Genomic DNA, 12,588 nt, shown 5'->3' on the forward strand with positions numbered 1-12,588 from the left:
AGCCATTATCGAGATTTGCGTCATCTCATGACCCTGGGATGGATGGTGAGCGCCTTAATCTGCAGTGAACGATTATGCTTATCTGCTTGGGAATCCTATGTCCCCTGCCGAGCAAAAAAGCCCAAAGTGTCGAGCGTCGCTGGCAACGCTTTCTGTGCAATCCGCTCATTGATGTCCACAAACTGTATGTCCCTTTGGTCCTTCTAGCGCTTAAGAACTGGCGAACCCATCGCCTTTACCTAGCGATGGATACCACGGTTTTATGGAATGAATACTGCATGATTCATGTATCCGTTGTCTGCTGTGGCAGAGCAGTACCGTTGTTATGGAAAGTATTAGAGCACAAGAGTGCGGCGGTTGCTTTTGAGGAATATCAACCGCTATTGCGTCAGGCCCGTTGGTTATTACGGCAGCATCCAGATGTCATGTTGTTAGCAGATCGTGGGTTCGCGAACCATCAACTGATGAGCTGGTTACAGCAGAGCCGTTGGCATTACTGTCTGCGTATCCCATGTGATGTCCTTCTCCATGGCCCCCGTCAATGTCCAAGAGAAGTCCGTAGGTTATGGCCATCCAAAGGAGAAGCTCTCCTCTACCGTAATGTCGGGCTTTGGGATGATGGCCTCTATCGGTGCAATTTGGTACTGGCGAATATCCGAGGCGTAAAAGAACCATGGGCAGTGATTACAGATGAATCACCCTCGTTACAAACCTTGTGGCAATACGCCTTGAGGTTTCGGGTGGAAGAATTATTCCTCGATAGTAAATCTGGTGTGTTTGAGCTTGAAGAGTCGAAAATTCGCTGTGCTGATGCTCTGGAGAGGCTGTACCTGATTGCTGCTGTGGCACTGCTATACAGCACGGCTCAGGGATGGCTGTTCATATTAAAGGGCTACGCCAACAGGTTGATCCCCATTGGCACAGAGGCATTAGCTATCTCAAGATTGGATTGCGGTGGCTCAAGGGGGTGGTCCATAAAGGACGGGAGTTGTTGATGCCAGTCCCCTTATTCACCAAGGATCCGCAACCGTGTTTTGCCTCTAAAAAGCTCAAAAGAAACACTACAACAAAATCTGGTTCTCTCGTATCCGCTCTCTACAGTGCAAAGCTTTATGAGCTATGGAATACAAAGATCTGTCAGGCAGTCAGGCTTAAAGCTCAAAGAAAAGCCCAGAAGCGCAATCGTCGCCGGGACCAATAAGGCTGAATAATCGGCACTAACCTCACCCAAAATACGCTTGCACCTTTTACTCTCACTTTCCCCCATGCCCCAGAAGACTGATCAGCTTTTGAGGTATGGGGGCTTTATCTCAGAATGTCCCGATCAATCACACTGCTCCAAATGCAAAGGCAAGATGCTGACTAGGCCGAATTAAGAGCTTGCCTTAGGGATTTGGCGGACATCTGCAACTTCGCCTTTGATGGCAGCTGCCACTACCATCGCCGGACTCATCAGCAATGTTCGCCCAGATGCAGACCCCTGGCGTCCTTTAAAATTCCGATTGGAAGAAGACGCACTGAGCTGCCGCCCTTGGAGCTTATCGGGATTCATAGCCAAACACATGGAACATCCCGGCTCTCGCCATTCAAATCCAGCTTGTTCAAAAATATGGTGTAACCCTTCCGACTCGGCCTGCTGTTTAACTTGCTCTGATCCGGGTACCACAAAAGCCTTTACTCCAGCGGCAACCTGGTTGCCTTTAGCAAACTGGGCAGCCTCGCGTAGATCACTGATTCTGCCATTGGTACAACTGCCAATAAAACAGACATCCACCTTGGTCCCTTGAATCGGTTGCCCAGGCTGCAAGTCCATATACTTGTAAGCTTCAGAGGCAATGGGCTGATCGGCATCCGTAAAATGGTCGAGGCCAGGAATCGCCTCATCAATGCCAATGCCCTGACCTGGCGTAATGCCCCAAGTCACCGTGGGTGAAATATCCTGGGCATCAAAGACAACCACATCGTCATACACAGCATCAGCATCACTGCGAATACTCTGCCACCACGCCACCGCCTGGTCCCAATCTGCTCCTTTAGGCGCTGCTTCCCGCCCTTTGAGATACTCAAAAGTGATGGCGTCTGGATTGACGTAGCCACAGCGTGCTCCACCCTCGATGGACATATTGCACACCGTCATCCGCTCATCCATGGTCATTTGCTCAAAGGTAGTTCCAGCAAATTCATAGGCATAACCCACCCCCCCTTTTACTCCCAGGGTGCGAATGATATGCAAGATCACATCTTTGGCATACACACCAGCAGGCAAAGTCCCGTTGACTTCCACTTTGCGCACTTTGAGCTTGGCAAGGGCAAGGGTCTGGGACGCCAGCACATCTCGCACTTGGCTGGTTCCAATCCCAAATGAGATGGCACCAAAAGCCCCATGGGTTGAAGTATGGCTATCACCACAGGCAATGGTCATGCCCGGTTGGGTTAAACCTTGTTCAGGCGCAATAACATGGACAATCCCCTGCTTACCCGAGCCAATATTATGAAAGGTAATGCCATGATCTTGGCAGCTCTGTTCCAAGGCCTGCATCATTTCTTCGGCCAGAGCATCGGCAAAGGGACGGGCCTGGTTTTCCGTCGGGACGATGTGATCGACCGTCGCCACCGTTCGTTGTGGATATAAAACGCTAAGCCCACGATCTTTCAGCATCGTAAAGGCTTGAGGACTCGTCACTTCATGGATAAGATGGAGGCCAATAAATAACTGGGTTTGGCCAGAGGGGAGTACATCTACGGTATGTAAGTCCCAAACTTTATCAAATAGCGTGCCCTGGCTCATATATCGAAGTCAATAATGGTATCATCGGACTCCAATTTTATCTCAATTATGGAAAGGGGTTAGGGCAGATTCTGCGGGGTAGTGACGGTTCAATAGGGAAAGATAGGTTCTATGGGTAAGAAACAGCGTCCTCAATCCGATCGCCGAGTGTACAGTGAATTTGGCAATTCTTCAGCACCCGATCCAACCTCCCGTCCCGATCCGCCTCCTGCTCAACAGACTTTGAAGATTCAAGTCTCCCGTAAGGGGCGTAAAGGCAAAACCGTAACCGTTATTAGTGGCTTTCAAGCCCAACCGACCACCCTAGCCGATTTAACAAAAAAGCTGAAAGCTCAATGTGGGGCCGGTGGCACCCTCAAAGACAAAGAAATTGAGGTCCAAGGCGATCATCGCCAAAAACTTGCCGACTACCTCAAGAAACAAGGATATTCCGTTAAATTCGTGGGTGGTTAAGTTTAACTTGCAGCCGTATTTTCCCGCAATAAGGGAATCAGAAACATTGAGGCATCCTCTTCTGCCCTTAAACGTCGGCTTGCAAACCAAAATAGGTTAATACCAGGTCTTCTTGCCCCGTATTCACCACTTCATGGACTTCATGGGGTTCTACTGTGATACAAATCCCCGGCGTTAGGGCATGAGTGATGCCTTCAATCTGCATTGTCCCAGTCCCTGCTTCAACAAAGAACACTTCATACATATCTGGATGGGAATGAGCCTTGGCCATTTGACCAGCAGGGAAACGAGCTTGAGAGAATTGAGTTAGTTGAGGAATCTCTCCCGCTCTCAACATCACCTTTTTAGAGATGGCCGCATTATGGCGAACAATTTCGTTAGGCAGGGTTTGCATTTGGGTGATTTTCATCGCAGTAATGAGGATTAGAGATCTCAGCACACAGGACTTACAAACCGATGGTGCCTAGCCTTAGTGATAGCAAAAAATTACCCGTCAAAGGTGCTGTGATACTTGTGATACTAAAGAGGCTGAGGGGGTCTAATTTTGCCCAGAAGGTTCTGAGCGTACTTCTGATAAATAAAAAATTCCTTCTCGATCCAGGTCGATAACGCCTTGACTCCGCAAGTTTTGGCAAATCCAACTCACCTTTGCCGAGGTTGAATGGGTGTGGCTAATCAGTGAAACTAAGGTCTGGGGCTCGTTGGAAATAAGTTCAATGATGCGAGCGGTCAGTGAGTCTTCTTCCTTCCCAGATACCATTGAACCCCCAATCTACCCTGATCAGAAAATGGTAATGGACACATCCCGACTCGAACGGGAGACCCCCACGATGTCAACGTGGTGCTCTAACCAACTGAGCTATGCGTCCGTAGACATTAAAATTATCACACGTAGAGAGTTTATGTAAACTGAGCATCACTGGAGTTCGCACTGAGCCCTTTCTCTACATACCCAGACACGACATCTTGAAGATGCTCAACTAAATCTGGGTCCATGTACTGATAGTCATCTGGGATATCCAGAATATGAATGGGGGTATGATCTGCCCATTGCTTAAATTGGGCCAGAATTCGATTTTTATGCTTTTTCTCCATCACTAGGACCAGATCGGCCCAGCGAAGATCGGCCATGGACAGAGTCCGCTTAGCTTTGGGGCTGGTGCCTGCGGATCGCACCTGCAAGCCTGGATAATTTTTCCAGACTTGCTCTGCTGTTGGACTGCGCCACTGGTTACGACTACAGACAAACAATATCTTCAGCATCTTGTGATGTTATCCAATGTCTTCCACCTCTAAAAGCAAGTCTCGCCAGGGTTTACGGGGATATTCAAACCCGAGCTGTGCCGCTCTTTTTAGCTTTCTGGACCGCCAATATAATAGCCTCCAGTCTTTACTGGGACGGACCTGGGCTGGCTCTCCGTAGGATGGATAGCCTTTCACTTTCGAAAATCGGCCACGCTTGACGGTTTGACCACCCAACAGCCGGACTTGGCGATGTCGAATTTTGACCGCTCGCTGCCGTCGTCTCCATGCGCGATCGCGTTTGGTATTGATCATTGATCTTCTCTGATTTATCAGCAGTAGCAGCCGCGATAAGACCCAGAGAAATGGCTATTCAGGTGAGACCGGACTCTATCCTAGCCTAAGGAAACTGACTCAATCAAAAACAACGGTGCGATGGTTATAGACCAAGACCCGGTTTTGCAGGTGAAGACGAACTGCTCTGGCCAACGCGGAACGTTCTACATCTTTGCCCTTACGGATAAATTCATCACTGGAATCCCGGTGGCTGACTCGTACGACTTCTTGTTCAATAATGGGGCCTTCATCCAGCTCTTCGGTCACATAGTGGGCCGTCGCACCAATAATTTTGACGCCCCGCTTATAGGCTCTTTGGTAGGGATTTGCCCCCGGAAAGGCAGGTAGGAAGGAATGGTGAATATTGATGGTGGAAGAGAAGGCGGCGATGAATTGAGGGCTGAGGATTTGCATGTATTTGGCAAGGACCACTAAGTCGATGTTGTATTGCTTGAGTAAGGCAAGCTGCTGTTTCTCCTGCCGAGCTTTACTCTCTTTGTTGATAGGTAAGTGGTAAAAGTCGATGTTGAATTGTTCAGCAATCGGTTGCAGGGTGTCATGGTTGCTGATGATCAGGGGAATCTCGACGGGAAGATCACCAGCCTGTTGTCGCCATAGTAAATCCAGCAGGCAGTGATCCTGCTTGCTTACCCAAATAGACATGCGAGGTTTACGGTCGGAAAAGTGCAGTTGCCAGTTGGCCCGTAAGGATTCTGCCAGTTCAGAGAATTGAGTGCCGATTTGCGATCGCGATAACTGAAACCCCTCTAAACTCCATTCCAGACGACTGAGAAATAATTGATTGGTGAAATCCGTATGGTGATCGGCATGGATGATGTTGCCATGATGAGTTGCAATAAAGTGGGCAATTTTAGCCACTAGCCCTTGTTGATCTGGGCAAGAAATGAGGAGCGTTGCTGTTGGTGCAGACATAGCCGATCCCATTGTTTTAACTGCTGCCAAGCTTACACATTTTGTCTCCCAGTGACTAGTCCATGCATTGAGCCGATTGAGCTTGCAAAGACAAAGCGTGAGGACAACCACACGAATTGTTGGGTAAGTATGTTCAGCATTCCCTTATACCAGGAGAGTTCTACATTGCGGTATAACTTCAACACACCGGCATGGGGTTGGAGAGAATTGACTGAATTAACTGAATAGATAAATTCTGATAATTGAAGTTCAAACAGGAAAACCTTTTCTGAGTGGGATCACCCAGCTTTTAGAAAAAGATTAAATTAGACTTCAATGATAAATTTCTATGCGTACAAGATACTAAATCAAACATTTAGTATACATAGGAAATATATAAGGATAAAATGAGAGGCTCAATATATGATCTATAGTATGAGAGTTTTCCCAATTAATGATAAAAATTTTGAAGGCATAGATAATAATTTAAGTTTATGAAAATTTCATTAATGCAGGATAATTTGTTGATTAAAATATCCTTAAGCGCTTTTATGTAAAGAGTTGCGGTCTTAAAAATTTCATGTCTTTATCTAGATAAAGACATTTTTTTATGTATTTTATCTGTAGAAAGTGGTTTTTGATTTTAATTAAATTATTCTAGATTTACATCTGATTCGATAATAGGTTATGGCTTGAGTGATTACACTGAAATTCTAATATATATTCTAGGGAATTTATCTTTTGATTATACATTAAGTTGAATCGATCGTTTTTTGATATTAAGTAATCGCACTGAAGAAAATAGAAGATTGGTAAGCCAAAATAGGAGTAAGAGAGATGGCTTAGAGTTCGCGAGTTATGACCACCGGAATTGAGAATTTCCCCAATAATGAATCAACTTACCAATTAGACAAAGAGAAACAAGCCCCGACGCCGTCTAAGCCTTTATCTTTGCCTTCCCGGCAAACCGTCTTTAAGTTCCTGCGCCTAGGCACTGGTATTGGTGTTTTAGCAATTTTAGGTTCCTATTTATGGCGGAGCCAAACCTCAGTGGTTAGCCACCAAGCCTATATCAATGCTCCTATCCTGTCCTTGCACTCTCCAATGCAAGGTCAGCTAACCCTCAACAATTTAACCCCTGGGGAAACCTTAACCGCCGGCACTCAAATTGGACAAGTACAAAATTTGCGTACCCCTGAGATCGAAGTTAATCGTCAGCAACTTCAGTCGCAATTGCGATTAGACCAATCTCAGCTGCTGCTCCTACAACAAAAAATTGCCAATCGGCGACAACTCCTGGCTGACTTCTCACAAAAGTTAGTGTTACAGCAGAACTACCAAGCCACCTATCATACTCAGCAAATCAGACTACAAGAAGCCCAGCTACGGGATGCTCAACATGCAGCCAAACTAGCTGATGTGCAAGCTGAGCGGTATGGCTCCTTAGTCAAAGCAGGGGCCGTATCTCGCGATCGAGCAGACCAGGCTATTACTGCGGCTCAACGGGCCAATGAGGTGGTGCGAAATCGCCAGGCCGATCTGAACCAAGCCCGGGCAGAGCAGGCGGCCAGTACCAATGGCTTACAGCTCAGTGGCTCTAAAACCTTTAGTCTGCCAGATATTCGAGCCCGAGAACTGCGAACCGAGGTTGCTGACTTAGAAGAGCAAGTCCAGGTCTTACGCACCCAAATTGAGCAAGATAATCTCAAAATCGCTCATATTTCCCAACAGCTCACCCTCAGGCAAAATGCTCCTATTACGGTTCCCACAGATAGCGTAGTGTGGTCAGTAGAACGGCGCGGTGGGGCCTTAGGTCAACATGTGGATAGTGGTGACCCACTGATTAAGCTCCTGGATTGTAAGCAGGTCTGGGTCGATGCCTTTATGGCTGAAGAAGATGTGCGTAGCCTGCAAATCGGCTCTGCTGTGAATGTCCGGTTACTGACCGATGGCCAGCAAGATCAAATTGAAGGTCGCATCCAATCCATTCGCTCAGGAGTCGGTCGAGTCGTCACGGGACAAGACGTCGCTCTGCCACCCCCGGAATTAGTGAAGCGCGCTGTTGCCGTAAGGATTATGCTGGCCTCCGATGACCTGAAGCCTGAGCGGTTCTGTAGTGTCGGCCGCAGTGTCGAAGTTGTCGTCTCTCGCTAAGGCCATCCATGTTGAAACGAACTGAGATCGATGGGCTGGAACGGATTGTCTGGGGCTTAGTGATTATCCTTGGGGGCCTTTGGCTATGGAGCCAGTTTCAAGAACGATTGATTCTGGCTGATTTAGCTACACTGTGGCAACAGATGCAGGCCGTATTCACCCCTGATGCGAATCGCCTCGATCGGCTATTATTGCCAACCGCAATTGGCGGTACCTTTGTTTTTTGCCTTAAAACCATCAGTCCCAGACCTCTTTTGTGGAGCCGAGCCACCATTTCCATCCTGTTGGTGGGGCTGGGCGTTCGTTATGAGCTGTGGCGCTTATTTAATACTTTGAATTTGTCCGATCCTCTCAATGGCACTCTCAGCATTTTGCTGTTTGTCATGGAGTTAATGGCCTTCACCAACACGGCAGCGTTTATGCTGCAAACCATCCCCAGCATTGATCGCAGTCCAGAAGCCGATCACCTGTCTAAGGCCGTCATTAGTGGAGTGTATCAACCCTGGGTGGACGTTTTAATTCCCACCTATAATGAACCACCTGACGTCCTCCGACGCACCATTATCGGCTGCCAGGCCATGAAGTATGACCACAAGCGGGTTTTCCTCTTGGATGATCTGCGGCGTCCTCATATTCGCGAGCTGGCTCAAGAGCTGGATTGCCACTACATCATCCGTCCCAATAATGACCATGCGAAAGCCGGAAATCTCAACCATGCGATCGCAAAAACGGACGGAGACTTAATCGTTGTTTTTGATGCCGATTTTATCCCCACCACCAACTTTTTAACCCGGACAGTCGGGTTCTTTCAGGACGAAAAAGTCGCCTTACTACAAACCCCTCAGAACTTTTACAACGAAGATCCCATTGGCGTCAATCTGGGCTTGCAAGAGGTGCTGACCAATGAGCAAGCCTTGTTCTTTCGCTATATCCAACCCAGTCGAGATGTCACCAACTCCGTGATTTGCTGTGGGTCTTCCTTTGTTATTCGGCGCACAGCATTGGCCGAGATTGGCGGCATTCCCACCGAAAGCATCACTGAAGACTTCTTTACTTCTTTGAAATTACAGTCCTTGGGCTACAAGATTAAATATCTCAATGAAGCCCTCTCGGCTGGCATGTCTCCTGAGAATATGGGTGCTTATATTGACCAGCGTTTACGGTGGGGGCAGGGAACCTTACAGTCTATGTTTTGCCCGGCCAATGTCTTTACGATTCCCGGATTGAACCTCTTACAGCGGGTGTCCCATTCCCTAGGATTACTGTACTGGTGCCTTTCTGTCCCCCGGTTTATCTTTTTGGTGATGCCGCTATCCTATCTACTGTTTGAACTCGCCCCTCTGCGAGCAACGATTGATGGGGTCCTCTTTTTCTACCTGCCCTATTTCGTTTGTAATGCCATCTCTTTTTCATGGATGACCGAAGGACGGCGATCCGCCTTTTGGTCAGATGTCTATGAAACGATTCTCTGCATTCCGATGATGCTGACGGTGATTCAAACCCTGAGGAATCCCTTTGGCAAAGCCTTTAAGGTAACCCCCAAAGGAATCGCAGCCAATCGCTTACATATCAACTGGCATTTACTCTGGCCCTTGGTTCTGTTGATTGTGCTGTCCTTAATCGGTTTAGGCATGCGCATCTTTTATGCCCCTTGGAGTACGGCCAACCCCGACAGCCTCAGAATTAATATTGTTTGGACTACTTATAATCTCATCCTCCTGTACATTTGCGTTCTGGTTAATATCGATGTGCCTCAGCGGCAACACTCTCGGTTTGACCGTCAGTTTCCCTGCGAACTCCAAATTAACGGGGAATGGTTATTAGGACGCAGTATCAACATCTCAGAAGGGGGAGCCGCTGTTCGCTTAAATCGGAAATGGAAACAACCTCCCACCGATAAGTTAGGGGTATTGAGGATTCCTGGTTTGAAAACGGAACTAAAAGTTGAAATTCGGTGGAAACAAAATAGCGATGCCGGGCCGTTTTTTGTAGGCTTGCGATTTATTGAATGCGATGTCGTGCAGTTGCGATCGCTGATCCCGTTTCTCTACTGCCAACCCAACCAATGGATCGAACAAAAAGTTCCTGAGCATTTAACCGTTTGGGCTCTCTTTCAATCCGTTTTCCGCCTCTATGCCTTAGCCGAAAGCCGTGGATAGATCCCATCACGAAGCGGGGAAATCGGGAGACCAAATATCTTTGTAGTAGCTTTCTAAACAGTGCTTCATAATGCCGTTATGGTTAAACGCCAATTGCATATTAATGGCCTCTCCCAGCTCATACCACCGGGTTTCAGCTACTTCATCAACGGCGACTTGGGGTTTTAACGGCGGCAGCTGAGTCATATTTTCCAAGAAAAACATCAGGGGAAATCGCAAGGACACATTTTGCAGTCGTAACGGTCGAGACCCCACATAGTAGGGCTGGTCTAAGGCCCCCTGAAATGGATACTGGCTCTGAAGATGGGGAATATTGAGTCCCAGCTCTTCCCATATTTCTCGAACCATCGCTTCTCCAGCTGTTTCATCGTAATCGAGATACCCCCCGGCAGCCCCCATTTTCCTGGTTCTGTTGGCATTTGGTCCCCTCTGAGGCCCAAGGGAACATATGCCGTCTCGCCAATCACAAAAAAAATAACGCCTAAGACCGTCACATCTCGACTAATCCAACAGGTCTTACCGGATACTTCAATACAACGATTGGGGCGATTGTTGAATTTCACTGCAGTGGGTACGCGAATAGAACGGGAATGTAATTTTTGACAGAACGCTGAGGTTTTGCCAGCTCAGGAGAAGCAATAAACCTTTCACTTTCGAACATATTATGGATCACCCTGTCTAATTCATTCATTTTTCTATCGTTTTCCTTCCGCATTCCCCCCTAAAGACCAGATGCGGATCAGGCAAACTAAAAAATCACCAACTGGAGAAGCACAGCAGTACAATCGACCCATTCACCAACGACCGAGTGAGGGGTGCCCTTATGAAACCATATCGACCTAGTAACAAAGTGCCTGGGACAGGATGGGTATGGTTACTGGCCCTATCAACCCTGGGGGGTGCAGTTGTAGGGGGTGGAATTGCATTTATCGCCCGTTGGATTTATTTATTGCTGATCTTCCCAGCCCTGATGGGGTTTACTAGTGGCAGTGCCACAACTGTCGCCATTAAGAAAGGCAAAGCTCGCAGTCCCCTGGTGGGTGTGTTGTTTGGGGTCTTAGCAGGCTTAAGCACTTATGGTGCTTATCATGGGGGTGAGTATTTTTTTACTCGCCAGTCCTTTGCCAAAGAGATTGAAGCTGAGCTGGGTCAAGACATGGAGCCGGCAGAGATTGATGCTCTGATGGATGCTTTTTTTCAAGAACAAACGGGCTCATCTGGCTTTGTAGGGTATCTTAAATTTTCCGCCAAACAGGGGCTCAGCATCGGTCGGGCGGGCAGCAGTAGTGAGGGCGTCCCTTTAAACGAAACCTTTACCTGGATCTATTGGCTGATTGAGTTAGCCATCATTGAAGCCATTAGTGTGATCATGGCCAAGTCTGCAGCCGAAGACCCTTTTTGCGAAACCTGCGATCAATGGTATGGCCTGGGCCAAAGGATTGGCATGGTCGAAGATGATCAGTCCGAGGTATTTCTCAAGGCTTTAGAGGCCGATCAGATCGTCCAAGCCGCCACTCATATTCAACCTAGAGTCGCGACCATTCCTCATTTAGAAGTGGATCGGCGACAATGTCCGGGGTACCCCCAGGAAGACGTGGTGCTTGAAGTGCAACGGTATTCTGAGAATAAAAAAGGAGAGGGTAAACGCTCTCCAGTCTTACTTGGCATGTTGTCCCATCGACAAAACGTACAGTTGACTGAAGCAATTTCCACGTCGCAAACGCCTAACCCCAAGCCTGATACCAATGAACCGGATACTAGTCCAGAAACTTAGGAGTAGCTGGCTGAAGTGTTGAAGCACATGCTGCTGTAGATATCAAACCGTTTAAAACTTCAATAAACGGATAAAGCCTTCTTGCTCAAAGTGCTTATCAGTGGTCAACGCCTCTGTAATCGAACATTGACGCATCAACTCGAAGCTGACTGCATCACAGAGTGAGTATGTTTTATCTAATCTCATCGTCAACAGTTTGACAGCTGCTTGATGCAAAGGCTGATCAACCCAAACTGTCTCAATTTGGGGATTACTCACCAAATCCACTACAAAATCTAAAGCAAATTTACGGGGAAACCGCCTTGCGTTAGCTAAAGCGACATACTCAGCAACAATGTAATTATGAGTGACCAGACGGGCTGCGCTTTTGTATGCAGAAAGAGCCTGGGTATGGGAAGGTTCAGCTGGATAATGTAAACAAAGCAATCCTGATGTATCAAGCAGCATTACTTTAGCTCATGGTTGCTAGCGTACTCGCTAGCTAAATCTGCATCAATGGTCTGATTATCTATACTGATGGGAGTTTCTGAGCTAAGGGTGCCAAAATGGCTCTCAAATTTTATCCGGGCGGTTTCTGCTTTCGTTGCATCATGATGCACACTATCGATGGAAGTTAATCGTTGCTCTATCAATGTTGCAGCTAAACGCTCTGGAGCAACACCAACTTTGGCTGCTTGTCTCTGTATGGCGATGAAAACTTGCTCACTGATTTCCAATGTCAAAATTTGGTTCATAGGAGTTTTGCAAAGCAACAATAGATTTTAATTTTA

The 12,588-nt window shown here is 47.4% G+C and carries 14 protein-coding genes and 1 tRNA gene; 6 read left to right on the plus strand and 9 right to left on the minus strand.

The window, feature by feature from the left end; translation table 11 throughout:
• The first annotated feature begins 74 nt into the window (after window positions 1-74).
• Both ON05_RS08785 and ON05_RS08790 read left to right on the plus strand, forming a co-directional pair.
• The gene (locus ON05_RS08785; protein WP_262561451.1) at window positions 75-995 is read left to right on the plus strand and encodes a transposase; all 921 of its coding nucleotides are present in this window, start codon (window positions 75-77) and stop codon (window positions 993-995) included.
• The gene (locus tag ON05_RS08790; protein ID WP_262561453.1) at window positions 995-1,201 is read left to right on the plus strand and encodes a hypothetical protein; all 207 of its coding nucleotides are present in this window, start codon (window positions 995-997) and stop codon (window positions 1,199-1,201) included. Before ON05_RS08785 ends, ON05_RS08790 begins: the two co-directional genes overlap by 1 nt.
• A 171-nt stretch (window positions 1,202-1,372) precedes the next feature.
• Here the strand turns inward: ON05_RS08790 and leuC are convergent, their stop codons facing one another.
• Window positions 1,373-2,788, minus strand: a complete 1,416-nt coding sequence (gene leuC / locus ON05_RS08795; RefSeq protein WP_010471785.1) for a 3-isopropylmalate dehydratase large subunit — start codon at window positions 2,786-2,788, stop codon at window positions 1,373-1,375.
• A 111-nt stretch (window positions 2,789-2,899) separates the two neighbouring features.
• Between leuC and ON05_RS08800 the strand changes: the two genes are divergently transcribed.
• Window positions 2,900-3,241: a translation initiation factor gene (locus ON05_RS08800; RefSeq protein ID WP_010471786.1), complete on the plus strand. Its 342-nt coding sequence runs from the start codon at window positions 2,900-2,902 to the stop codon at window positions 3,239-3,241.
• 67 nt (window positions 3,242-3,308) lie between these two features.
• Here the strand turns inward: ON05_RS08800 and ON05_RS08805 are convergent, their stop codons facing one another.
• The 5 genes from ON05_RS08805 to purU all read right to left on the minus strand — a co-directional run bounded on the left by ON05_RS08805 (window position 3,309) and on the right by purU (window position 5,752).
• Window positions 3,309-3,650, minus strand: coding sequence for a cupin domain-containing protein (locus ON05_RS08805; protein WP_010471788.1), 342 nt, complete (start codon window positions 3,648-3,650; stop codon window positions 3,309-3,311).
• A 386-nt stretch (window positions 3,651-4,036) separates the two neighbouring features.
• Window positions 4,037-4,110, minus strand: a tRNA-Val gene (locus ON05_RS08810).
• 31 nt (window positions 4,111-4,141) lie between these two features.
• Window positions 4,142-4,504, minus strand: coding sequence for a low molecular weight protein tyrosine phosphatase family protein (locus ON05_RS08815; protein WP_010471792.1), 363 nt, complete (start codon window positions 4,502-4,504; stop codon window positions 4,142-4,144).
• Between the two features lie 9 nt (window positions 4,505-4,513).
• A complete protein-coding gene (locus tag ON05_RS08820) occupies window positions 4,514-4,798 on the minus strand; it encodes a hypothetical protein (RefSeq protein ID WP_010471795.1) in 285 nt (94 codons plus the stop codon).
• Between the two features lie 99 nt (window positions 4,799-4,897).
• Window positions 4,898-5,752, minus strand: coding sequence for a formyltetrahydrofolate deformylase (purU, locus tag ON05_RS08825; RefSeq protein WP_010471797.1), 855 nt, complete (start codon window positions 5,750-5,752; stop codon window positions 4,898-4,900).
• An 837-nt stretch (window positions 5,753-6,589) separates the two neighbouring features.
• Here purU and ON05_RS08830 point away from each other — a divergent pair.
• The gene (locus tag ON05_RS08830) at window positions 6,590-7,885 is read left to right on the plus strand and encodes an HlyD family secretion protein (protein ID WP_010471799.1); all 1,296 of its coding nucleotides are present in this window, start codon (window positions 6,590-6,592) and stop codon (window positions 7,883-7,885) included.
• Window positions 7,886-7,893: 8 nt separating this feature from the next.
• Window positions 7,894-10,044 (plus strand): glycosyltransferase, encoded by a 2,151-nt coding sequence (locus ON05_RS08835; RefSeq protein WP_262561459.1) that lies wholly within the window; start codon window positions 7,894-7,896, stop codon window positions 10,042-10,044.
• A gap of 6 nt (window positions 10,045-10,050) precedes the next feature.
• Here ON05_RS08835 and ON05_RS08840 read toward each other — a convergent pair whose 3' ends face one another.
• Complete coding sequence (locus ON05_RS08840; RefSeq protein WP_262561460.1) at window positions 10,051-10,443, minus strand: NUDIX domain-containing protein; 393 nt, start codon at window positions 10,441-10,443, stop codon at window positions 10,051-10,053.
• Between the two features lie 424 nt (window positions 10,444-10,867).
• On the opposite strand from ON05_RS08840, the gene ON05_RS08845 reads away from it, so the two are divergent.
• Window positions 10,868-11,818 carry a hypothetical protein gene (locus ON05_RS08845; protein ID WP_010471805.1) on the plus strand — a complete coding sequence of 317 codons (951 nt, stop codon included), beginning with the start codon at window positions 10,868-10,870 and terminating at the stop codon, window positions 11,816-11,818.
• 51 nt (window positions 11,819-11,869) lie between these two features.
• On the opposite strand, the gene ON05_RS08850 is transcribed toward ON05_RS08845, so the two are convergent.
• Together ON05_RS08850 and ON05_RS08855 are read right to left on the minus strand one after the other, a co-directional pair.
• Entirely contained in the window at window positions 11,870-12,265 is a 396-nt protein-coding gene (locus tag ON05_RS08850; RefSeq protein WP_010471807.1) for a type II toxin-antitoxin system VapC family toxin, read from the minus strand.
• Window positions 12,265-12,552 (minus strand): hypothetical protein, encoded by a 288-nt coding sequence (locus tag ON05_RS08855; RefSeq protein ID WP_010471809.1) that lies wholly within the window; start codon window positions 12,550-12,552, stop codon window positions 12,265-12,267. The genes ON05_RS08850 and ON05_RS08855 overlap by 1 nt, the downstream gene beginning before the upstream one ends.
• Between the last annotated feature and the right edge of the window lie 36 nt (window positions 12,553-12,588).

Origin of the sequence: Acaryochloris sp. CCMEE 5410 (genome assembly GCF_000238775.2) — a bacterium.
GTDB lineage: Bacteria > Cyanobacteriota > Cyanobacteriia > Thermosynechococcales > Thermosynechococcaceae > Acaryochloris.